The sequence below is a fragment of the Streptomyces sp. NPDC015661 genome (genome assembly GCF_043077765.1).
GTDB lineage: Bacteria > Actinomycetota > Actinomycetes > Streptomycetales > Streptomycetaceae > Streptomyces.
Genome location: NZ_JBIBST010000011.1, coordinates 85,751 through 106,860, shown reverse-complemented (window position 1 = coordinate 106,860; position 21,110 = coordinate 85,751). Strand labels below are relative to the sequence as shown.

General features: G+C 72.8%; 20 protein-coding genes. 12 read left to right on the top strand and 8 right to left on the bottom strand.

All coding sequences use genetic code 11. From position 1 onward, the window contains the following. The first annotated feature begins 39 nt into the window (after window positions 1–39). Together ACF07V_RS28330 and ACF07V_RS28325 are read left to right on the top strand one after the other, a co-directional pair. Window positions 40–1,539 carry a carboxylesterase/lipase family protein gene (locus ACF07V_RS28330; RefSeq protein WP_392158352.1) on the top strand — a complete coding sequence of 500 codons (1,500 nt, stop codon included), beginning with the start codon at window positions 40–42 and terminating at the stop codon, window positions 1,537–1,539. A 112-nt stretch (window positions 1,540–1,651) separates the two neighbouring features. Next, entirely contained in the window at window positions 1,652–2,092 is a 441-nt protein-coding gene (locus tag ACF07V_RS28325; protein ID WP_392158350.1) for a CoA-binding protein, read from the top strand. A 13-nt stretch (window positions 2,093–2,105) separates the two neighbouring features. On the opposite strand, the gene ACF07V_RS28320 is transcribed toward ACF07V_RS28325, so the two are convergent. Together ACF07V_RS28320 and ACF07V_RS28315 are read right to left on the bottom strand one after the other, a co-directional pair. Then, a complete protein-coding gene (locus ACF07V_RS28320; protein ID WP_392158349.1) occupies window positions 2,106–2,669 on the bottom strand; it encodes a YbaK/EbsC family protein in 564 nt (187 codons plus the stop codon). Window positions 2,670–2,727: 58 nt separating this feature from the next. Continuing rightward, a complete protein-coding gene (locus ACF07V_RS28315; protein WP_392158347.1) occupies window positions 2,728–3,300 on the bottom strand; it encodes a helix-turn-helix domain-containing protein in 573 nt (190 codons plus the stop codon). Window positions 3,301–3,404: 104 nt separating this feature from the next. On the opposite strand from ACF07V_RS28315, the gene ACF07V_RS28310 reads away from it, so the two are divergent. Beyond that, window positions 3,405–4,268: an EamA family transporter gene (locus tag ACF07V_RS28310; protein ID WP_392158345.1), complete on the top strand. Its 864-nt coding sequence runs from the start codon at window positions 3,405–3,407 to the stop codon at window positions 4,266–4,268. A gap of 19 nt (window positions 4,269–4,287) precedes the next feature. Here ACF07V_RS28310 and ACF07V_RS28305 read toward each other — a convergent pair whose 3' ends face one another. Next, a complete protein-coding gene (locus tag ACF07V_RS28305) occupies window positions 4,288–5,055 on the bottom strand; it encodes an acyltransferase (RefSeq protein ID WP_392158344.1) in 768 nt (255 codons plus the stop codon). Window positions 5,056–5,186: 131 nt separating this feature from the next. On the opposite strand from ACF07V_RS28305, the gene ACF07V_RS28300 reads away from it, so the two are divergent. Continuing rightward, window positions 5,187–5,714 carry a gamma carbonic anhydrase family protein gene (locus ACF07V_RS28300; protein WP_392158342.1) on the top strand — a complete coding sequence of 176 codons (528 nt, stop codon included), beginning with the start codon at window positions 5,187–5,189 and terminating at the stop codon, window positions 5,712–5,714. 129 nt (window positions 5,715–5,843) lie between these two features. Here ACF07V_RS28300 and ACF07V_RS28295 read toward each other — a convergent pair whose 3' ends face one another. Continuing rightward, window positions 5,844–6,497 carry a DedA family protein gene (locus ACF07V_RS28295; protein ID WP_392158341.1) on the bottom strand — a complete coding sequence of 218 codons (654 nt, stop codon included), beginning with the start codon at window positions 6,495–6,497 and terminating at the stop codon, window positions 5,844–5,846. Window positions 6,498–6,675: 178 nt separating this feature from the next. After that, a complete protein-coding gene (locus ACF07V_RS28290) occupies window positions 6,676–7,128 on the bottom strand; it encodes a DUF4442 domain-containing protein (RefSeq protein ID WP_392158339.1) in 453 nt (150 codons plus the stop codon). A gap of 117 nt (window positions 7,129–7,245) precedes the next feature. On the opposite strand from ACF07V_RS28290, the gene ACF07V_RS28285 reads away from it, so the two are divergent. Both ACF07V_RS28285 and ACF07V_RS28280 read left to right on the top strand, forming a co-directional pair. Next, window positions 7,246–8,391: a hypothetical protein gene (locus tag ACF07V_RS28285; RefSeq protein ID WP_392158338.1), complete on the top strand. Its 1,146-nt coding sequence runs from the start codon at window positions 7,246–7,248 to the stop codon at window positions 8,389–8,391. Window positions 8,392–8,513: 122 nt separating this feature from the next. Beyond that, a complete protein-coding gene (locus tag ACF07V_RS28280) occupies window positions 8,514–9,842 on the top strand; it encodes an MFS transporter (RefSeq protein WP_392158336.1) in 1,329 nt (442 codons plus the stop codon). On the opposite strand, the gene ACF07V_RS28275 is transcribed toward ACF07V_RS28280, so the two are convergent. From ACF07V_RS28275 to ACF07V_RS28265, 3 genes are all read right to left on the bottom strand, one after another. Beyond that, the gene (locus ACF07V_RS28275; RefSeq protein ID WP_392158334.1) at window positions 9,804–10,649 is read right to left on the bottom strand and encodes a spermidine synthase; all 846 of its coding nucleotides are present in this window, start codon (window positions 10,647–10,649) and stop codon (window positions 9,804–9,806) included. The genes ACF07V_RS28280 and ACF07V_RS28275 overlap by 39 nt on opposite strands. A gap of 87 nt (window positions 10,650–10,736) precedes the next feature. Then, a complete protein-coding gene (locus tag ACF07V_RS28270; protein WP_392158333.1) occupies window positions 10,737–11,606 on the bottom strand; it encodes a patatin-like phospholipase family protein in 870 nt (289 codons plus the stop codon). A gap of 48 nt (window positions 11,607–11,654) precedes the next feature. After that, window positions 11,655–12,356 carry a DNA alkylation repair protein gene (locus tag ACF07V_RS28265; protein ID WP_392158331.1) on the bottom strand — a complete coding sequence of 234 codons (702 nt, stop codon included), beginning with the start codon at window positions 12,354–12,356 and terminating at the stop codon, window positions 11,655–11,657. A gap of 241 nt (window positions 12,357–12,597) precedes the next feature. On the opposite strand from ACF07V_RS28265, the gene ACF07V_RS28260 reads away from it, so the two are divergent. The 6 genes from ACF07V_RS28260 to ACF07V_RS28235 all read left to right on the top strand — a co-directional run bounded on the left by ACF07V_RS28260 (window position 12,598) and on the right by ACF07V_RS28235 (window position 20,993). Next, window positions 12,598–13,347, top strand: coding sequence for a TVP38/TMEM64 family protein (locus ACF07V_RS28260; protein WP_392158329.1), 750 nt, complete (start codon window positions 12,598–12,600; stop codon window positions 13,345–13,347). Window positions 13,348–13,440: 93 nt separating this feature from the next. Continuing rightward, window positions 13,441–14,316 (top strand): undecaprenyl-diphosphate phosphatase, encoded by an 876-nt coding sequence (locus ACF07V_RS28255; RefSeq protein ID WP_392158327.1) that lies wholly within the window; start codon window positions 13,441–13,443, stop codon window positions 14,314–14,316. Between the two features lie 322 nt (window positions 14,317–14,638). Continuing rightward, window positions 14,639–16,537: an FHA domain-containing protein gene (locus ACF07V_RS28250; protein WP_392158325.1), complete on the top strand. Its 1,899-nt coding sequence runs from the start codon at window positions 14,639–14,641 to the stop codon at window positions 16,535–16,537. A gap of 130 nt (window positions 16,538–16,667) precedes the next feature. Beyond that, window positions 16,668–18,191: an SDR family oxidoreductase gene (locus ACF07V_RS28245; protein ID WP_392158323.1), complete on the top strand. Its 1,524-nt coding sequence runs from the start codon at window positions 16,668–16,670 to the stop codon at window positions 18,189–18,191. Between the two features lie 47 nt (window positions 18,192–18,238). After that, complete coding sequence (locus ACF07V_RS28240) at window positions 18,239–18,727, top strand: MarR family winged helix-turn-helix transcriptional regulator (protein ID WP_392158321.1); 489 nt, start codon at window positions 18,239–18,241, stop codon at window positions 18,725–18,727. Between the two features lie 193 nt (window positions 18,728–18,920). Continuing rightward, the gene (locus tag ACF07V_RS28235; RefSeq protein ID WP_392158319.1) at window positions 18,921–20,993 is read left to right on the top strand and encodes an MMPL family transporter; all 2,073 of its coding nucleotides are present in this window, start codon (window positions 18,921–18,923) and stop codon (window positions 20,991–20,993) included. The last annotated feature ends 117 nt before the right edge of the window (window positions 20,994–21,110 follow it).

Genomic DNA, 21,110 nt, shown 5'->3' with positions numbered 1-21,110 from the left:
GGACGGTGCGTCACCGTCGACCCGACGAAAGGTGAAGAGATGTCGGAGCACATCGCGGAACACGTCCAGGACGGTCCCGGCGCCCGCACGCGGGGCGGAGTTCTGCGCGGCGTCCTGAAGGACGGCGTGGCGGCCTTCCTCGGAATCCCCTACGCGCAGGCCCCCGTCGGGGCGCTGCGGTTCCGCGCGCCGGAGCCGGCGGAGCCCTGGGAAGGGGTACGGGAGGCCACCGCCTTCGGGCCGACGGCGCCCAAGCGCCCGTACGCCCCGCCCCTCGACGCCCTGCTCCCCGATCCCGATGTCGCCGGCGACGACTGTCTCAACCTCAACGTATGGGCCCCCTGGCCGACCGCCGGCACCGGCGGAGACGGTGCCGGCGACGGCGGGCGTGCCGTCATGGTCTGGATCCACGGCGGGTCACTGGTCCACGGCTCCACGGCGGTCCCCGTCTACGACGGGACCGCCTTCGCCCGGGACGGCGTGGTGCTCGTCTCGGTCAACTACCGTCTCGGCATCGAGGGGTTCGGCGTCTTCCCCGACGCGCCCGCCAATCTCGGTCTGCGCGACCAGATCGCCGCACTGACCTGGGTGCAGGAGAACATCGCGGCCTTCGGGGGCGACCCGGAGCGGGTCACCGTGTTCGGCGAGTCGGCCGGTGCGATCTCGATCGCCGCCCTGCTGGCCTCGCCGCTCGCGAAGGGCCTGTTCCGGCGGGCCGTGCTCCAGAGCGGGGCGCCGAGCGCCCGGTCGACGGCCGTCGCCCGCAGGACCACGGAGGCGATCGCCGCGCGGCTCAGGGTGCCGGCGACGGCGGAGGCGTTCGCCCGTGTGGACCGGGAGCGGCTGCTCGCGGCGCAGGCCGCGGTCTCGGGCAAGGGCACGCCGGTGCTCGGGAGACACCAGTTCCACATCGCCGTGGACGGCGACGTCCTGCCGGACCATCCCGGGGACCTGCTCGCGGACGGTGCTTCGGCGGACGTGGAGCTGCTGATGGGCACGACCACGGATGAGTACCGACTGTGGTTCGTGCCGGGCGGACACACCGAACGGGTGGGGTCCCTGGCTCAGCGGATCCTGCTCCGCAAGGGGCAGATACCGTCCCACGTCGCGAAGGTGTACCGGGCGGGCCGGCCGCACGAGAAGCCGGGCGAGATCCTCGGCGTGCTCGCGGCGGACAAGCTGCTACGGATCCCGCTGAACATGTTCGCGGACGCGCGGCTGTCCGGCGGGGCCGCCGCGACGTATCTGTACGAGTTCGGCTGGCCCTCCCCCGTCCTCGACCTCCGCGCCTGCCACGCGCTCGAACTCGGCTTCGTCTTCGACACGCTCGACCTGCCGGAGACGCGCGCGCTGACGGGCCCGGACGCTCCCCAGGACCTGGCCACGGCCATGCACGCGGCCTGGGTGGCGTTCGCGAAGACCGGCGACCCGGGCTGGCGGCCGTGGGACCCGGCCCGTCCGGTGATGACCTTCGGCCCGGGCGTGCCGTCCCTGGTCGAGGCGCCGCGAGAGGCCGAACGGCGGGCGTGGGAGGGCTGAGCGGCCCGTAGGGGACATCTCGGGGTCGGGTGTGGGGGCGTACGGGAATCACGGCCCGGCGCGGCTCGTTCACGTGGAGGACGGGCCGCGCCGACGAGAGGCAGCAGAAGCGATGAGCGCAGACACGACGACCACGGACCCCACCGCGTACTCCGCCGCGGAGACGGTGCGGCGGATCCTGACGTCCACGGGCGACACGTGGGCGGTGGTCGGGCTCTCCTCGAACCGGGCCCGTGCCGCGTACGGAGTGGCGGCGGTCCTCCAGCGCTTCGGCAAGCGGATCGTCCCGGTCCACCCGAAGGCGGAGACGGTCCACGGCGAGCGGGGCTACGCCTCGCTCGCCGACATCCCGTTCCCGGTCGACGTCGTCGACGTCTTCGTGAACAGCGAGCTGGCGGGCGCCGTCGCCGACGAGGCCGTCGCGGTCGGCGCCAAGGCGGTCTGGTTCCAGTTGGACGTCATCGACGACGAGGCCTTCGCCCGCACGCGGGAGGCGGGGCTCGACATGGTCATGGACCGCTGCCCCGCGATCGAGATACCGCGCCTCGGCTGACTGGTCCGACGGCTCAGCCGACGGGAACGCCCAGGCCCTCCAGGACGACCGCGCCGGGAAGCTGGGCGAAGGCCTTGCCGGGGACGATGAGCTTGCCCCGGCGACGGCCGCTGCCGACGAGGACCCACTCGGTGTCGACGACGGCGGCGTCGACGAGGAGGGGCCAGTCGGCGGGGAGGCCGACGGGGGTGATCCCGCCGTACTCCATGCCGGTCTCGCCGGTCGCGGTGTCCATCGGGGCGAACGAGGCCTTGCGGGCGCCGAGGTGCTTGCGGACGACGCCGTTGACGTCGACGCGGGTCGCCGACTTCACGAGGCACGCGGCGAGGGTCGTCGTCTCGCCGCGCCTGCCCGCGACGACCACGCAGTTGGCGGACGCGTCGAGGAGCTCGGGCCCGTAGTGCTCCACGAAGACGGCCGTGTCGGCGATGGCCGGGTCGGTGTCCACGTACACCAGCCGGTCGGCCGGGACGGGGCCCGCCCAGGCGCGGACGGCGGCCGCGACGGGGTCGGTCAGCAGGTCCAGGCAGTCGGGGGCGGGCCGGGCGTCGTCGAAGTTGCCGATGGGTGCGCGCATGCCCCTCACGCTAACAACCGCCGCCGGGCGGACGGCAATCCGTCTCAGAGGGCGGGCGTCAGCGTACGGGCGGGATGGAGACGGCCATCGTCATCTCGGCCGGTTCGTCGCCGTCGTTGCGGTAGGAGTGCGCGACGTTGGCCTCGAAGACGGCGGAGGTGCCGGCGGGCAGCGGGTGCTCCTCGTCGTCCACGATCAGGGTGAGCGTCCCGGCGGTGACGTGCAGCAGCTCTACCGTGCCCTCCGGGTGCGGGTCCGAGGCGCTGCCGTCGCCCGGCATGAGGGTCCAGGACCAGAGCTCCAGCGGGCCGCGGGCCTCGGTGCCGACCAGGAGGGTGGTGTGGCTGCCGGTGGAGGTGGACCACATGCGGACGGCCTGGCCGGGCGGGACGAGGCGGACCTGGGGGCCCTGCTCGTAGTCGAGGAGGGTGGTGATGGAGACGCCGAGGGCGTCGGCCAGCTTCACGGTGGTGCCGACGCTGGGGTTGGTCCGGGCCTGTTCGATCTGGATGATCATGCCGCGGCTGACGCCCGCGCGTGCGGCGAGCGCGTCCAGGGTGAGTCCCCGCTCCTTGCGCCAGCGCTTCAGGTTCCGGGCGAGCGACTGCGTGAGCTGGTCGAGGTCCGACACATTCCGTCCAATATTCTGGATGACAGAGTTCAATGCACTGAACTACGGTGGGATGCACCCGATGGTTCACTGCACTGTACTGCCGCACGCCCCTGCGAGGATTCATGACCGCCCTGTTCGCCCTGGCCACCAGCCTCCTCTGGGGCCTCGCCGACTTCGGGGGCGGGCTCCTCACCCGGCGGATCCCCGCGCTCACCGTCGTCGTGGTCTCGCAGGCCCTCGCGGTGCTCGTCCTCGGCACGGTCGTCCTCGCGACCGGCGCCTGGACCGAGGCGGGACCCCAGCTCTGGTACGCGGTCGGGGCGGGCGTCGTCGGCCCGGCGGCCATGCTCGCGTTCTACAAGGCGCTCGCGCTCGGCCCGATGGGTGTGGTCTCCCCGCTCGGCTCGCTCGGCGTCGTCGTCCCCGTCTCCGTCGGCCTCCTCGTCGGCGACCGGCCGGGGCTGCTCCAGTTCGCCGGGATCGCGGTGGCGATCCTCGGCGTGGTGCTCGCGGGCGGACCGGAGCTGCGCGGGGCGCCCGTCCAGCGCCAGGCGGTCCTGCTGACCCTGGTCGCGGCCTTCGGCTTCGGCTCGGTGATGGCGCTCATCGCCGAGGCGTCCACGACGATCACCGGCCTGTTCCTCGCCCTGTTCGTCCAGCGCGTCACCAACGTCCTGGTCGGCGGCGGAGCGCTGTACGCCTCGGTGCGCCGCGGCGGCCGCGCGCTCCCCGAGGGCGGGCCCGGAGTCGTCCGCGCCGCACTCCCGGCCCTCGCCTTCGTGGGCCTGGCGGACGTCGCCGCCAACGGCACGTACGCGCTCGCCGCCCAGCAGGGCCCGGTCACCGTCGCCGCCGTCCTCGCCAGCCTCTACCCGGTGGTCACGGCCCTGGCGGCCCGCGGCGTCCTCAAGGAACGCCTCCGCGCCGTCCAGGCGGCGGGCGCGGGCCTCGCCCTGGTGGGCACGGTCCTGCTGGCGACGGGTTAGGAGCGCCGCGCCCCTCGGGTCACGACGGGACGGACTCGGAGTCGCCGGCGCGATGCGCCTCCCAGGCCGCGAGCGCGGCGAGTTGCTCCGGGGTGACGTGTTCCGGGATGGGGGTCGGGGCGGGGGTGCGGAGTGGGGGCTGCCAGCCGTTCGCCGGGTCCCAGCTGCGGACGACCTTCGCCGGGGCGCCCGCCACGACCGAGTGGTCCGGGACCTCGCCGCGCACCACCGCGCCCGCCGCGACGACGACGTTCCGGCCCAGGCGCGCCCCGGGCAGGATCACCGCGCCCGTGCCGAGCCAGCAGCCGGGGCCGATGGAGACCGGTTCCGAGCGGGGCCACTGGCGGCCGACGGGCTCGTCCGGGTCGTCGTAACTGTGGTTGGTCGAGGTGATGTAGACGTACGGGCCGCAGTACGTGTCCGAGCCGATGGTCACCTTCGCGTCGGCGATGACGTGGCTGCCCCGCCCGAGGACGACCCCGTCGCCGAGCGTCAGGACCGTGTCCTTCCCGAGGTCGAGGTCCGGCAGCATCCCCGCCGTCAGCGTGACCTGCTCGGCGATGATGCAGCACTCGCCGATCTCGATCCACGGCTCTCCGAAGACCGTGCCCTGCGGGAAGGCGAGCCGGGTTCCCGCGCCGAGACGGCGGAACCGCAGCTTCCCCGGGTGTTCGGCGGTGACGGAGCCGGCCTGCTGCACCCAGCGCCAGCCGCCCTGCACGGCACGGGCGAGGACCCGGCGCCGCCAGGCGGCGAGTGATGAGAACGTGTTTCTGTTCCTGGGCACCCGGCCACCGTAGTCGGCACCGTCCTGCCTGATCACCGCGGTGCGCTGTGATGTCCGTCATGAGCACGGCATAGGCTGCGCCCGGGGGCACCCCCGGGCGTGACACGACGGCTGACGATCAGGAGCGAACCATGACAGAGGCGTTGATCAAGGGAGTGGGCGGCAAGGAGCCGCGGATCGACCCGACCGCCTTCACCGCCCCGACCTCCGTGGTGCTCGGCGAGGTCACCCTCGGCGCCCGCGCCAGCGTCTGGTACCACGCGGTCCTGCGGGCGGACTGCGGTCCGATCGCGATCGGCGAGGACTCCAACATCCAGGACAACTGCACCGTCCACGTCGACCCCGGCTTCCCCGTCTCCATCGGCGACCGGGTGACCGTCGGCCACAACGCGACCGTGCACGGCTGTGTGATCGAGGACGACGTGCTCGTCGGCATGGGCGCGACGGTCCTCAACGGGGCCCGGATCGGCGCCGGCTCCCTCGTCGCCGCCCAGGCGCTCGTCCCGCAGGGCATGGAGATCCCGCCGGGCTCGCTGGTCGCCGGCGTCCCCGCCAAGGTGCGCCGGCCGCTGACCGACGAGGAGAAGGCGGGCATCCAGCTGAACGCCGAGATGTACCTGCTGCTCGCCAAGGGGCACGCCGAGGCCTTCGAGGACTGACAGAGGGCCGCCAGTGGACTGCTGGAGGCCTGGCAGGAGGCCTGGCAGGAGGCCTGGCAGGAGAACGCGAAGGAGGGCGGCGCCCGTTCCCGGGTGCCGCCCTCCTTCGCGTACGCGTGTCGTCCGTGCTCAGTCCGCCGCCGGGACCGGCACCGGCTCCGCGGCCTCGGCCCGCTGCGCCGCCGCCTTCTTGGCGCGGTTCTTGACGACCAGCATCGAGGCGACGCCGATCAGGACGGCGAGGACGAGGCCCAGCCAGGAGAAGCGCTTGAGCCAGGCCTCGGCGACGATGCCGACCGAGTAGATGACGGCCGTGGTGCCGCCGGCCCAGAGGATGCCGCCGAGGACGTTGGCGATGAGGAACTTCCAGTACGGCATGTGCAGCACACCGGCGAGCGGCCCCGCGAAGATCCGCAGCAGGGCGATGAAGCGGCCGAAGAAGACCGCCCACATGCCCCACTTCTGGAAGGAGTTCTCGGCGAGCCCGATGTTGGCCTCGCTGAAGTGCTTGGGGAACTTCCTGCCCAGCCAGGCGAGCAGCGGCCGTCCGCCCTTGCGGCCGATCGCGTAACCGATCGAGTCGCCGATGATCGCGCCGGCGGTGGCGCAGGCGCCGAGGACGTACGGATTGATGTCGCCGTGCTGCGAGGCGAGCAGCGCCGAGCTCACGAGCACGATCTCGCCGGGGAGCGGGATGCCCAGGCTCTCCAGCCCGATCACCACCCCCACTAGGACATAGACGGCGACCGCGGGGATCGTCTCCAGCCACTCCTGGACGTGCACGCGGTTCCTCCCGTTTCGGCTGCTCAGCTGCTCGATGGCCCGGGACGCACGTCGGCGGGCACGCCGGAAGAGCCTACCTGGTCAGGACGAACCGACCTCGACTCCGAGGGGACGTCTCCGGGAACACGACCGCCCCCGCACCCGGGAAGGGCGCGGGGGCGGTACGCGGCGTCCGGGGTCAGGAGTTCGGGCGCAGGGTCCAGACGACGGTCATCTCGCCGGTCACGGCGCCGTCCTCGCGGGTGATGTCGATCCGCACCGGGAACTCCGGCCGCGCTCCGGCGTCGAGTTCGGCGACGACCTCGGCGGCCGGGCGGCCGAGGGTGGCGGTGGCCGTGACGACGCCCATGGCCAGCTTCTTGTAGCCGATCTCGGCGCTGACGGCGAGCGGCACCGCGCGGCCCAGCTGGTCGCCGAAGGCGGCGAGCACGATGGCGCCGCTGGCGGACTCGGCCAGGGTGAACATCGCTCCGGCGTGCGGGCCGCCGACGTGGTTGTGGTAGGCGGGCTGGTCCGGAAGGCGCACGACGGCGCGCTCGGCGGTGGTCTCCAGGAACTCCAGGTTCAGGGTTCCGGCCATGGGGACCGTGGCGGCGAGCATCTCGCCGACGGACATCTGGTCTGCGCTCATGGACCGTGATGTTACCCACGAGTAGCAGCCTTGGCCATCCCCTGCCCGCCCCCTGCTCACCCCCGGCCCGGGGGCGGACGTGGTCGAGCGGCCCCCGCACCTCTATGGTTACTGGCCATGTGGCCAGGACAGCAGCCGCCCGGGGGCGAGCAGAACCCGCAGGACCAGAGTCAGAACCCCTACCAGCAGTCGGGGTACCAGCAGCCGAACCCGTATCAGCAGCCGCCGACCCAGCCCGGGTACCAGCAGCCGCCGACACAGCCCGGCTACCCGCAGCAGCCGCCGGCGCAGCCGGGCTACCCGCAGCAGCCGCCCGCGCAGCCGGGTCAGCCGCAGCAGGGGTACGGCCAGCAGCCGGGTTACCCGAACCCGTACCAGCAGCCGACCGTGCCGCAGCAGTACGCCGTACCGGGCCCCGGACAGCCCGGCGGGCCCGACGGCGGGAACAAGAAGCAGACGACGGTCGTGGCGATCGTCGCCGCGACCGCCGTGGTCGTCGCGGCCGGAGTCACCGGATTCCTCGTGCTCGGCAACGGCGACGACGGGAAGAACACCGCCGACGACCCCAAGCCGTCCGTCACGGCCACCGCCTCCGCGGACCCCTCGTCCGCCCCTGCGCCCGACCAGTCCTCCGGGATCGCCAACCCGCGCGACGGCGCGGCGCAGCAGCCGACGATCCCCGGCTGGAAGGTCGTCTACAACCCGAAGTACGGCACCCTCTTCGACGTACCGCCGGAGTGGGAGGTGTACAAGCCGGGCTCGATCACCTTCTTCGAGGACGAGAAGAAGGGCGGCGGCACCCCGCTGGTGACGATGTCCAGCCCCACGAGCCTCAAGAGCAAGTGGTGCACGTACGACGTCGACAAGAACGGCACCGAGGAGACCTGGGGCCTGTCCACGGCCGGCACCAAGGGCGGCCAGGGCGCCAAGGACACCTCGACCCTCGCGCGCAGCGAGGCCGGCACGTGGGTGTGGGGCGGCTACGCGCAGCACATGCCGCAGAGCACCATCAAGATCACCAAGCCGGTGCCGTACACGACGAAGTCCGGTCTCACCGGCAGCATGGCGACGGCCACGGCGCCGGGCGTGAAGAAGCGCAACAAGTGCGAGACGGACGGGAAGTCGATCGCCTTCTCCTTCAAGAACGCCGCGGGCGACTTCTCGACCTGGGTGCTCTACGGGGCCGACGGCGTCAAGGACGAGCTGCCCGACGAGACGATCCGGCAGATCCTCTCCACGGTCCGGCTCGCGCCCTCCGCCTGACCCCTCCGGCCACCGGGCCCGGCCGCGCCGGTCCGGTGGCCCCGGCGGTCGGGCTCCGCGCCCTGACGGACCGTCCGGATATCGGGTTGGCAGTACGGGGAGGGGCCGGGGATAGTCCCGGGGTGACCACACCCCCCGCCTCCCCCTCCCCCCGCCCGGCCGCGTCCCGCTCCCGCCGCCCCGAGTGGGCCGGCCGCAACTACCTCCTGCTCACCGCCGCCACGATCGTGACCAACCTCGGCACGCACGGCGCCCTGATCGCCACGACCTGGGCGGTCTTCGACGCCGGGGGCGACGCCGGCGACGTGGGGCTCGTGGCCATGGCGCGGTTCCTGCCGCTGGTCCTCTTCCTGCTCATCGGCGGCGCGGTCGCCGACCGGGTGCCCAGGCACCGGGTGATGGTCGCGGCGAACGCCCTCAACTGCGTCTCGCAGGCCGCCTTCGCCGTCCTGGTGCTCTCCGGTGAGGCCCGCATCTGGCAGATGATGGTGCTCACGGCGCTCTGCGGCACCGGCCAGGCCTTCTTCAACCCGGCGGCCGAGGGCATGCTCATGGCCAGCGTCAGCGGGGAGCAGGCGAGTCGCGCCTTCGCCGTCTTCCGGATGGCGATGCACGGCGCGGCCATCGGCGGCGCCGCGCTCGGCGGAGCACTCGTCGCCTTCGTCGGACCGGGCTGGGTCCTCGCGATCGACGCCGTCGCCTTCGCCGTCGCGGGCGGTCTGCGGGCCTTCCTCGACGTGAGCGGCATCCCCGAGCGCGCCCCCGGCGGCGGGCTCTTCGCGGATCTGCGGGAGGGCTGGCAGGAGTTCGTCGGCCGGCCCTGGCTGTGGTCGATCGTCGCCCAGTTCTCGGTGGTGGTGGGACTGATCGGCGCGGTCGAGTCGGTGTTCGGGCCGCTGGTCGCCCGGGACGAGCTGGGCGGCTCGCGCCCCTGGGGCATCGCGCTCGCCGCGTACGGGGCGGGAACCGTCGCGGGCGCCGTCCTGATGACCCGGTGGAAGCCGCGCCGGATGCTCTTCGTCGGAACCCTGTGCGTGTTCCCCATAGCCCTGCCCTCGGCGGCGCTCGCGGTGCCGCTGGACGCGGCGGGCCTGACGGCGGCGATGTTCGTCAGCGGCGTGGCGATCGAGGTCTTCGGCGTCTCGTGGATGACGACCATGCACCAGGAGATCCCGGAGGAGAAACTGTCCCGGGTCTCCGCCTACGACTGGTTCGGCTCGACGGCGCTGCTGCCGCTGTCCACGGCCCTCGCGGGCCCGGCGGAGAGCGCGTTCGGCCGGAACGAGGCGCTGTGGGGCGCGGCGGCGCTGATGGTCCTGGTCACCGCGCTGGTCCTCTTCGTGCCGGACGTACGGAACCTGACGCGGCGCCCGCACACGAAGGAGGTCGCGGGCGGCGCCGCGGCCCCCGCCTCAGCCGATGCCGAAGGCGCCGTCCGGGGGAACGGGTGACGGTACGGCCCCGGCGTCGAGGACCGGGTCCGCGCCGCCGGTGAACCGGACGAGCGTCTCCCCGTGCTCCACGCGCGCGGGGAAGGCGTCGGCCGCCGCACGGCGCGCGAGGCGGGCGATGTCGATCTCCCGGCCGGAGGCGACCAGGACCGCGTTCCCGAAGCGGCGGCCGCGCAGCACGGCGGGCTCCGCGACGAGCGCGAGCTCCGGGAAGACGGCGGCGAAGGTGGCGAGCTGCGAGCGGAGGAAGGGGAACGGCGCGCCGTCGGCCAGGTTGGCGGCGTAGAGCCCGCCGGGCCGCAGCACGCGCCGGACCTCGCGCGCGTACTCGACGGAGGTGAGGTGCGCGGGCACGCGCGAGCCGCCGAAGACGTCGCCCACGATCAGATCGGCCGAGGAGTCCGGTGCCGCCTCCAGCCAGGCCCGGGCGTCCGCCCCGTGCACGGTGATCCCCGAACCCTCGGGCAGCGGCAGGTGCTCCTCGACCAGGGCGAGCAGCCCCCGGTCGGCCTCGACGACGTCCTGCCGCGAGCCGGGCCGGGTAATGGCGACGTACCGGGGCAGCGAGAGCGCCCCGCCGCCCAGGTGCAGCACGTCGAGGGGCGTGCCGGACTCGGCGGCGCCGTCGACGACGTGGGCGAGGCGCCGCGCGTACTCGAACTCCAGGTACGCCGGATCGTCGAGGTCGACGTACGACTGGGGTGCGCCGTCGACGGTCAGCAGCCAGGCCCGCTCCCGGTCCACATCGGGCATGAGGCGCGCGGTGCCCTGGTCGACCTCACGGACGACGGGAATGCTCTCGTTCACGCCCTCATTGTGCCGCGACCACCGTGCTGCCCCCGGTGCCGGGCCCCGGCCTCCCGCTCGGTGCCCCGCAGGCGCGCCGCGCGACCGTCATCCGGTCCAGACCGCGGCGACCGCCTCGGCGCGGGAGGCACCCTGCACCCGCCCCGCTCGCGCCGCGGCGGCCCGGTGCGCGGGGTCGAGCGCGTTCCGCCCGATGGCCTTGCGGGACTCCGCGTCCGGCGTGATCACCTCCACCCGTGCCCCGCCGGCCGCGAGCTCCGCGCCCTGCCGCGCAGGCGAGTGCACGACCTTGCTCCCCTGCGCGCTGGGCGCGACGACGACGATCCGGTCGTAGCCGGCGGCGAGGTGGGCGTTGGCGGTGGAGTGGATGCCGCCGTCGATCCAGCGGCGCCCGCCGATGGTCGCCGGAGGCCACACGCCGGGGATGGCGCAGCTCGCGGTGACGGCGTCGGTCAGCGGGACCCCGCTGTCCTCGTCGTAGGCGGTGAGTTCGCCGGTCTCGGCGTCGACGGCGGTGATGAGGAGTGGCCGCGCGGGCCAGTCCCCGGCCCGGTCCAGCCGCCGGGCGACGGTCGCACGCCGGTCGGCCTCGGCGACGGTGGGGGCGGCGAGGGCGAGCCGGCCGAGCCTGCGCCCGTACTCCTCGGGGGTACGGGACCGGAGGACGGCGACGGCGTACCGGAGGATCATCGGGACGCCGAGCCGCGCGGCCGGCTCGGTGGCCTCCCCGTCGAGCTGCTGCTCGTACAGCGCGTCGAGTCCGCGCCGCCCGCAGGCGAGCTGCGCCCCGACGACGGCCCCGGCGGAGCTGCCGACGATGAGATCGGCGCCGGTCAGATCGGTTCCGGCGTCGAGGAGCCCGCGCAGCACCCCGATCTCCCACCCGGCCCCGACGAGCCCACCGGCCCCGAGCACCAGTGCCGTCCGCTTCCCCGCCCGCGTCCCCGTATGCGTCATGTACCGAGTCTCGCGCGGGAATTGTCCCGTCCCACCACCGGGGTGGGGTCAGAGGTTCTTGAGGGCCTCGCGGACGGAGAGCGGGGAGAGGCGGGAGCCGTGTGCGGCGACGAAGGCCCGGACCTCGGCGGGGGCCGTCTTGCCGTACTCGCGCAGGCTCCAGCCGATGGCCTTGCGGATGAAGAAGTCGGGGTGGGCCGAGCGGCGCAGACAGTAGGCGAAGAGCCGGTCCGCGTCGGTGGCGTCCTTGTGGCGGAGCTGGTGCAGGAGGGCGGTGCGGGCGACCCACAGGTCCTCGTCGTCGATCCACGCGTCCATCTCTCCGGCGAGGGCGGGATCGGCCGCCACCAGGCCGCCGACGACATGGGCGGCGAGATGGTCGACCGTGTCCCACCAGGAGACGGTGGTGACGAGGCGGTGGGCGACCGGCAGGAAGCCGGAGGAGCAGCGCTTGACGTGTCGGCGCAGGTAGTCGACGGCGAAGTAGTGGTACTCGCGCTCGGGGAGGGCGAAGCAGCGCAGGGCGATCGCGGCGCAGTCGGTCTCGTCGGGGCGCGGGGTGCCGTCGAGGACGGTGCGGGACAGGGCGCGGCGCTCGGGCGTCCGGATGCCGAGGAAGGGGGCGGCGCCCTTCATGTACGCGACCATCTCCTGGGCGCGGAAGGGGTTGCCCGCGGGTGGGTAGACCGTGGTGAGCCGTTCCAGGACGGTGTCGGCGAGGGCGCTCGCGGGCGGCGTGGTGTCGGTCATGGGGCCCTCTCGATCGTGGCGCGCTCCGGGTCGGCGCCGGAGGGGCGATCCGGACGCGCGACGGACGGACAATCCCGGGTGCGCACCGGACGGCCGATTCCGGGAGCACACCGGATGGACGATCCCGGGTGGCACCGGTTGGACGATCCCGGGTGGCACCGGACGGACGATCCCCCGTGGCACCGGATGGACATGACGCACATTACGGCGCTCCTACGGACACGTCCGTTACTCTCCCCGAATGCTCGCTCCCGTCCCCCGGCCGCCGGGCTCGCTCGCCGTCCGCTGTTCCCGGGCCCTGCTCTCCCCCCGCTCGCGGCTGTCGCTGCTGGCCCTGCTGCTGCTCACGGCGGCCACCCTCGTGGTGCTCTACGAGCCGCAGCGGATGCTGGCCTCGGGCTGGCCGCCGCACACGAGCGGCGCCGGTGCGGTGCTGCTGTTCGGGCTCGCGTACGGGGTGTGCGCGGCGGCCTTCGTGCCGCGTCCGGTGCTCAATCTGGCGGCGGGCGCGCTGTTCGGTTCCGCGGTCGGCCTGACGGGCGCGCTGGCGGGGACGGTGCTCGGCGCGGGGGTCGCGTTCACGCTCGGCAGGTTCCTGGGGCAGGACGCGCTGCGGCCGTTCGTGCGGGGCCGCTGGCTGACCGCGGCGGACGGGCAGCTGAGCCGGCACGGGTTCCGGTCGATGCTGGCGATCCGGCTGTTCCCGGGGGTGCCGTTCGCGGCGGCCAACTACTGCGCGGCCGTCTCCCGGATGGGGTACGCGCCGTTCCTCGTGGCGACCGCGCTCGGCTCCGTGCCGAACACGGCGGCGTACGTGGTGGCGGGCGCCCAGGCCGGTTCGCCGGGCTCGCCCGCCTTCCTCTTCTCCGCGGGGTTCATCGTCCTGTCGGGCCTCGGCGCGGCGGTGGTGGCCTGGCGCAAGCGGCACGGCCTGCGGGCCGCGGCCCCCGCCCCCGCCGCGGAGGCCGAGCGGGAGAGGGTGCTCCGGTAGGGCCAGGGCCTCGCCACGGGCGCGTCATCTTGTACCTGTACGCTGCGCACGACCTTCTGACCGCACACGTACAAACGGGACGGCCCTAGCCCCATGAGTTGGTTCGAATCGTTCATCCTAGGACTCGTCCAGGGGCTGACGGAGTTCCTTCCCATCTCCTCCAGCGCGCATCTGCGTCTCACCGCGGCCTTCGCCGGCTGGGAGGATCCGGGGGCGGCCTTCACCGCGATCACGCAGATCGGCACGGAGACGGCGGTCCTGATCTACTTCCGCAAGGACATCGCCCGGATCGTCTCGGCCTGGTTCCGCTCGCTCACGGACAAGACGATGCGCTCGGACCACGACGCCCAGATGGGCTGGCTGGTGATCGTGGGCTCGATCCCGATCGGTGTCCTGGGCGTCACGCTCAAGGACCAGATCGAGGGCCCGTTCCGCGACCTGCGGCTGACGGCCACCACGCTGATCGTCATGGGCGTGGTCCTCGGCATCGCCGACCGGCTCGCCGCCCGCGACGAGGCCGGCGGCCGGCACCGGGCCGCGCGCGAGCGCAAGACGCTCCGGGACCTCGGCGTGCGCGACGGCCTGATCTTCGGGGTCTGCCAGGCGATGGCGCTCATCCCCGGCGTCTCCCGGTCCGGCGCGACCATCTCCGGCGGTCTCCTCATGGGCTACACCCGCGAGGCCGCCGCCCGCTACTCCTTCCTGCTCGCCATCCCGGCGGTGCTCGCCTCCGGCGGCATGGAGCTGAAGGACGCGGCCTCGGACGGCAGCGTCTCCTGGGGCCCGACGATCTTCGCCACGATCGTCGCCTTCGCCGTCGGGTACGCGGTGATCGCGTGGTTCATGAAGTTCATCACCACGAAGTCCTTCATGCCGTTCGTCTACTACCGGATCGCGCTGGGCATCCTGCTGTTCATCCTGGTCGGAGCGGACGTCCTGAGCCCGCACGCCGGCGAGTCCGGCGTCTGACGAGACGACACTGAAGGGCCCGCACGGCCACGGCCGTGCGGGCCCTTCTGCACGCGGGCCGGAGGCCGGCACAGCACGCGGGGCACCTCTCCGCACATCGACCCCAGCCGTCCCCGCCGGAACTTCACTCCCGCATCTTCACCGAATGGTCACCGTGTGATGACCGATGAGTCCGCACGCCTTCTCATCCGCCTCGGGGCCCGAATACCATAGCCCTGCGTTCCGGTCCGCTCGCCGTGTGTGACGCAGGGGGTGCTGTTCGTCCGGGTGGTCGGTTTCGCATTTCGTCATCGGATCCGTGACTCATGGAATTGGGTGACCCATGCCTCCTCGGCTCGTCGGCCATCAAGGCTCTCTGGCTGGACAGCAGTTTCCGATCGGCGCCGCACCGCTCACCCTGGGTCGCAACAGCGACAACAGCGTGGTGATCACGGTGGGGAACGTCTCGCGCTTTCACGCCGAGGTGCGTCGCGAACGCCACGGATTCGTCCTCTACGACAGCGGCAGCAGTAATGGAACACGCGTCAACGGGACGCGCGTCACCTCGCACGAACTCCAGCCCGGGGATCTCGTCGAGATCGGCACCGAGACGTTCCGCTTCGAAGCAGCCGACGCGATGGAGACCATCCTCGACCTCTCCGTGCTCGCGCCGGTCACTCCGTCCGCGGCGACGCTCGCGGCAGGGCCGGTGCTGAACGTCACGGTGACCGGCGGCGGCCCCGTGGGGCTGAGCTTCGCCCTCCTCCTGGAAAGCCTCATGGGTCCGCGCGTGGCCATCACCGTGTACGACGGGCGGTGGGTCCAGGACGGGGCGAAGGTCGTCTGGAAGAGCGAAGGCCAGGGCAACGTCAGGCGGCAGCAGGTCGTCACGGTGCAGAGCCGCCAGTACCTGAACCTCCCCGAAGAGGTCCAGGCCCGGCTCTTCCGCGGCGACGCGTACACCGAGATGTGGCCGGTCGGCCCCGATTCGCTCCGCGACCACAAGCCGAGGAACCTCCGCATCGCCTACATCGAGGACACCCTCCTCGAACTGGCCAACGAGAAGCCGGAGCGGATCCGGCTCGTTCCCGAGGTGTTCGACCCGGCCGAGTACCACAAGGCGGAGACCCGGGGGCATGTACTCGCCGTCTGCGAGGGAGGCCGCTCCCGGACGCGGGAGTACTTCACCGACAAGTTCGGCAACGCCGACAAGTCCATCTACTCGCTGTACGGCCGGCACATTCAGGACGTGGTCCTGGGCCTGCGCGTCAGGTCGACCCTGACGGACCCCATGACGGTCCTGTTGACCGTGGCCCAGAACCGCTTCCTCCTCAACGCCCTGCGCGGCGAGGGTTTCCTGAACATGCGGCTCACCGACGCCGAGGCCGCGGAAGTGATCGGCATCGACCCGGTCCGCCATGTCTTCGAGGATTGCATCGCCTCACGCCCGTGCGTCATGGGCCGGGACGACCACGGCGACTTCCAGTGCTCGACGCACAGCACGCTCTTCCTGCCCGCCATGGTCAGGGGCTCGGCCCTGTGGAAGCGGGTCAGGGAGGGGCTGGCTCTGTTCGGCGTCGCCGAGCGGGACCTGAGCGCCGTCACGGCCTTCCGGCTCGACATGGTGCAGCGGCCGAGGTTCACCACCCGGCTGCTCCCGGCCACGTCGACCACCCCGGGGACCTACGGCTTCCTGCTCGGCGACGCCGCCAACGCGATCCACTTCTGGCCCGGCCGCGGGCTCAACAGCGGTCTGGGATCCGCCCTTTCACTGGCCCGGTCCCTCAACGGCGTCTGGACCGGCCGGCCGTTCAGGGACGCCGACTTCGCCCGCCACGAAGCGGCCATGTCCATGCTCCAGTACCGGCACAAGAGCCGGGCCTGGAACACGATGATCACCACCGACGAGAACGGCGTCAGCCGGGCGATCAAGGAGAAGATCGCCCAGAGCATCGAGGAGTCGGAGGGGAAGGACCTGGAGCGGGACGCGGACCTCGACGCGCTCATGGAACGGCTCCGGGGAATCCGCGACCGGCTGGCACCACGCGTTCCCGGCATGCCCGACGACGCGACGCTCCGGAACCACCTCGAAGGGCTGGACCCCTCCACCCTGCGGACCCTGTGGGAGAGCGGCGCCTGGGACACCCTGATGGTCGGCGGCGAGGAGGTGGACATCGACATCTTCTACCAGCCGGCCGGGTCGGCCGCGCCCGACCCCACCAGGGCCCCCGCCCCGAGCTGAGCGCGCGAAGCCCCGACAGCGCTGATCCGTTCCGTCATGAACCCGTAGTACCGCATCCGCAGGGGCCCGCCACGGCGAACAACGTGCGTAGGGCGTGTACGCCAAGGCGATCGGCGAAACGGATCAGCGCATGAACACTCCCAGCCCGGCCGCAGGCGCACGCTGCCTGGTCACCGGCGCCACCGGCTACATCGGGGGCCGACTGGTGCCGGAGCTCCTCGACGGCGGTCACCGCGTGCGCTGCCTCGCCCGGCATCCGGACAAGCTCCGTGACTTCCCCTGGGCCGACCGCGTGGAGGCGGTGCGCGGTGACGTCACCGACGCCGCGAGCATGCGCGAGGCGCTCGACGGCGTCGACGTCGCCTACTACCTCGTCCACTCCATGAGCTCGACGCCGGAGTTCGAGGACAGAGACCGCCTGGCCGCCCGCGTCTTCGCCGCGGAGGCCCGTTCCGCCGGAGTACGGCGGATCGTCTATCTGGGCGGCCTCACCCCGCGCGGAGTGCCGGAGGGCGAGCTCTCGCCGCACCTGCGCTCCCGCGCCGAGGTGGGTCGCATCCTCCTCGACTCGGGCGTCCCCACCACCGTGCTGCGGGCCGCCGTCGTCATCGGCTCCGGATCGGCCTCGTTCGAGATGCTGCGGTACCTGACGGAACGGCTGCCCGTCATGGTCACGCCGAGCTGGGTCGGCAGCAGGGTCCAGCCCATCGCCGTACGCGACGTACTGAGATATCTGGTGGGCAGCGCCGGCATGCCCCCCGACGTCAACCGGACCTTCGACATCGGCGGCCCCGACGTGCTCAGCTACCGGGAGATGATGGTGCGGTACGCCGAGGTCGCCGGCCTCCGCAGGCGCCTCATCGTCCCCGTACCCGTCCTCACCCCGCGGCTGTCGAGCCACTGGATCGGTCTCGTCACCCCGGTGCCGGCCTCCTTGGCCAAGCCCCTCACCGAGTCGCTCCGGCACGAGGTGGTGTGCGGCGAGCACGACATCGCCCGGTACGTTCCCGACGGCCCCGGGTGCCCCCTCCCGTTCGGGAGATCCCTCCGTCTCGCCCTCCGCCGGGTGCAGGACGCACAGGTCACGACCCGCTGGTCCTCCGCCTCGCCGCCCGGCGCGCCGAGCGACCCGCTGCCGACCGACCCGGACTGGGCGGGCGGCAGCCTCTACACGGACGAACGGTCCCGCGTCGTCGACGCGGGCCCGGACGCACTGTGGCGGGTCATCGAGGGCGTGGGAGGGGAGAACGGCTGGTACTCCTTCCCGCTGGCCTGGGCCGTCCGAGGCTGGGCCGACCGGCTCGTCGGCGGAGTGGGGCTCCGGCGCGGCCGGCGGGACGCGACGCGTCTCCGGGTCGGCGACGCCCTGGACTTCTGGCGCGTGGAGGAGATCGACCGTGGACGCCTGCTCCGTCTCCGGGCCGAGATGCGCCTGCCCGGCCTCGCGTGGCTGGAGATGGCCGTCGAACGGGACGAAGCGGGCCGCACGTCCTACCGGCAGCGGGCGCTCTTCCATCCGAAGGGCCTCGCGGGGCAGGCGTACTGGTGGAGCGTTTCCCCGTTCCACGCCGTGGTCTTCGGCGGCATGGCCCGGAACATCGCCCTGACCGCCGAGACGGAGAGGGGGCGGCGGGACGGGAGTCTGCGGCCGTGAAGAGGCCGAGGGCGTGGACCCGGGGGACGTCCGCATAGGCTTGCCGCGTGGGCGACAAGCAGGTGGGGAAGAGCGTGACGGAGAACGGGACCAGGGCCGATCTGCAGGCCTTCGCGGTCGCCCTGCGCCGGACGATCGGCGAGGTGAACCGTCTGGTGCACGGCTTCGCCTCCGCGGAGAGCCTGCATTCCACCGACGTCCACGCGCTCTCGTTCGTGCTCGACCACCCCGACACGGCCACTCCGGGACTGCTGAGGGAGCATCTCGGTCTGACCTCGGGGGCGGTGACCGCCTGCCTCGACCGGCTGGAGAAGGCCGGCCACATCCGGCGCAGCAGGGCCGACGACGACCGACGGGTGGTCCGCATCCACTACGTCCCGGGAGCCCGGGCCGTGGCGCGGGCCCATTTCATGCCACTCGCGCAGGCGGCGGACCGGGCGCGTGAACGGTTCACCGAGGACGAGCTCGCCGTCGTGCTGAGATACCTGGACGCGCTGAACGAGGAACTCGGCGAACTGCGCGCTCCGCGCCGCTGACGCCGCCCTGCCGGACACGCTCTCCGGCAGGAGGGGCCCGTCCGCATCCATGCCGTGCCGCTGCGCGGAAGGGATGGCCGAGGCATGCGGCACGGGTGCTGTCACGCCCCCGGTTGCAGGGTTCGAGACGGACCATGGTGCAGTTTGCTTCAATCATTGAGATTATTGATTGTCGAGAGACTTGGGGATCACCGTGTCCACACCCCTGCGGTGGGCGAGCAGACTGCTGCCGCTGCTGGTACTCGTCGTCTGGCTCGCCATCGGTGGTGGGCTCGGGCCCTACGCCGGCAAGCTCGGCGAAGTGGCGACCAACGACCAGGCCGCCTTCCTGCCCCGCAGCGCGGAGTCGACCCGGGTCCTCCGGGCCCAGGAAGCGTTCCGACAGGAGGAGACCCTGCCGGTCCTGGTCGTCTGGACCACCGAGAGCGGCGGCACCCTCGGCCCTTCCGCGACGGCGGACGCCACCAGGGCGCTTGCCTCCCTGAAGGGCGCCGAAGCCGTGGTCGGCGCCCCCTCGCCGGCCTTCCCCTCCGAGGACGGAAAGGCCCTGCGGGGAGTCGTCCAGCTCCGCCCCGACCTCGGCGACCGGCTGCCCGCCACGCTGGACCGGGTCGGGACGGCGGTCTCCGCCGTGCCGGGGACCGAGGTCCGGCTGGGAGGCCCGGCCGCCTCCCAGGCGGACCTCCGGGACGCGTTCGCGGGCATCGACGGCATCCTTCTCGTCGTCGCCCTGGTGACCGTCCTGGTGATCCTGCTCCTGGTCTACCGCAGCGTCCTGCTCCCGCTGGTGATCATCGTCGGTGCCGTCTTCGCCCTCGGTCTGGCCTGCGCCCTCGTCTACGTCCTGGCCGACCGTGACGTCGTGCGCGTCGACGGCCAGGTGCAGGGCATCCTGTCCATCCTCGTCATCGGCGCGGCAACCGACTACGCCCTGCTGCTGGCCGCTCGCTACCGGGAGGAGCTCGGCGCACGTGACGGCGACCGGGTGCCCGCCATGCGGGCCGCCCTGAGGCAGTCGTTCGGCCCGATCCTGGCCAGCGCCGCCACGGTCGCGCTCGGTCTGCTCGCCCTTCTCCTCAGCGACCTCACCAACAACCGGGCGCTGGGCCCCGTCGGCGCCATCGGCATCGGCTGCGCGGTCCTCAGCGCGGTGACGTTCCTCCCCGCCGTCCTGGTCCTTCTCGGGCGGGCCGCCTACTGGCCGGCCCGCCCCAGGGCGACCGTCGGGGACGACGCGCACCCCGTCTGGCGCAGGATCGCGGCGCTGGTCGACCGCGCGCCGCGCAAGGTCTGGGCCGGTTCCCTCGCGGCCCTGCTCGCCTGCGCCGCCTTCTCCTTCACGCTCGACTCCAAGGGCGTCCCGCTCGACGAGATCTTCGTCAAGGACGCCCCCTCCGTCGCCGCCCAGGCGCGCCTGGGCGAGCACTTCCCGGGCGGTGCCGGCAACCCCGCCGTCGTCATCACCGACGCCGACGCGGCGGAGGCGGTCGGGGCCGCCGCGGAGGCCGTCGACGGAGTCGACTCCGTGACCCTCTTCGCCCTCCCCGGCACCCCGCGGCCGCTGGTCGCCGACGGGCGCGTACGGATGGACGTCACCCTCGCGGACGCCGCGGACTCCGATGCCGCCAAGCGCACCGTCGCCGCCCTGCGCGGCACGCTGCACGCCGTGCCCGGCGCCGACGCACTCGTCGGCGGCTTCACGGCCCAGCAGTACGACACCCAGGTCACCGCCGCACACGACAGGAAGGTCATCGTCCCCGTCGTCCTGGCGATCATCCTGGTGATCCTGGTCGGCCTGTTGCGGTCCCTGCTGCTGCCGGTGCTCCTGGTGGCGACGGTCGGGCTCAACTTCCTGGCCACGCTGGGCGTCTCCGCCCTCGTCTTCGAGCACGTCTTCGGATTCACGGGCACCGACGCCGCCGTCCCCCTGTACGGATTCGTCTTCCTGGTCGCCCTCGGCGTCGACTACAACATCTTCCTCATGTCGCGGGTGCGCGAGGAGACGGCGCTGCACGGAACGCGCGAGGGCGTGCGCAGGGGGCTGGTCGCCACGGGCGGCGTCATCACCTCGGCGGGCGTCGTGCTCGCCGCGACCTTCGCCGCGCTGGGGGTCATCCCGCTGGCGTTCCTGGTCCAGATCGCCTTCATCGTGGCCTTCGGCGTCCTGCTCGACACCCTGGTGGTCCGCTCGCTGCTGGTGCCGGCCCTCGTCCGGGACATCGGCCCCACGGCCTGGTGGCCGGGCTCGCTCCGTCACCGGCCCTGACCGCGGCGCGCGTGGCACACGGGGACCGTCTTCTGCCCCGTGTGCCCGCCGCGCGCATCCGGCACGCGGGGCGGCGGGGAAACGCTGAGGCAGGAACGGGACATCCATGAGCCGGCG

Coding starts and splice junctions, on each gene's coding strand:
- ACF07V_RS28330 (WP_392158352.1), top strand. CDS start 40: ATGTCGGAGCACATCGCGGAACACGTCCAGGACGGTCCCGGCGCCCGC.
- ACF07V_RS28325 (WP_392158350.1), top strand. CDS start 1,652: ATGAGCGCAGACACGACGACCACGGACCCCACCGCGTACTCCGCCGCG.
- ACF07V_RS28320 (WP_392158349.1), bottom strand. CDS start 2,669: ATGCGCGCACCCATCGGCAACTTCGACGACGCCCGGCCCGCCCCCGAC.
- ACF07V_RS28310 (WP_392158345.1), top strand. CDS start 3,405: ATGACCGCCCTGTTCGCCCTGGCCACCAGCCTCCTCTGGGGCCTCGCC.
- ACF07V_RS28300 (WP_392158342.1), top strand. CDS start 5,187: ATGACAGAGGCGTTGATCAAGGGAGTGGGCGGCAAGGAGCCGCGGATC.
- ACF07V_RS28290 (WP_392158339.1), bottom strand. CDS start 7,128: ATGAGCGCAGACCAGATGTCCGTCGGCGAGATGCTCGCCGCCACGGTC.
- ACF07V_RS28285 (WP_392158338.1), top strand. CDS start 7,246: ATGTGGCCAGGACAGCAGCCGCCCGGGGGCGAGCAGAACCCGCAGGAC.
- ACF07V_RS28270 (WP_392158333.1), bottom strand. CDS start 11,606: ATGACGCATACGGGGACGCGGGCGGGGAAGCGGACGGCACTGGTGCTC.
- ACF07V_RS28265 (WP_392158331.1), bottom strand. CDS start 12,356: ATGACCGACACCACGCCGCCCGCGAGCGCCCTCGCCGACACCGTCCTG.
- ACF07V_RS28260 (WP_392158329.1), top strand. CDS start 12,598: ATGCTCGCTCCCGTCCCCCGGCCGCCGGGCTCGCTCGCCGTCCGCTGT.
- ACF07V_RS28255 (WP_392158327.1), top strand. CDS start 13,441: ATGAGTTGGTTCGAATCGTTCATCCTAGGACTCGTCCAGGGGCTGACG.
- ACF07V_RS28250 (WP_392158325.1), top strand. CDS start 14,639: ATGCCTCCTCGGCTCGTCGGCCATCAAGGCTCTCTGGCTGGACAGCAG.
- ACF07V_RS28245 (WP_392158323.1), top strand. CDS start 16,668: ATGAACACTCCCAGCCCGGCCGCAGGCGCACGCTGCCTGGTCACCGGC.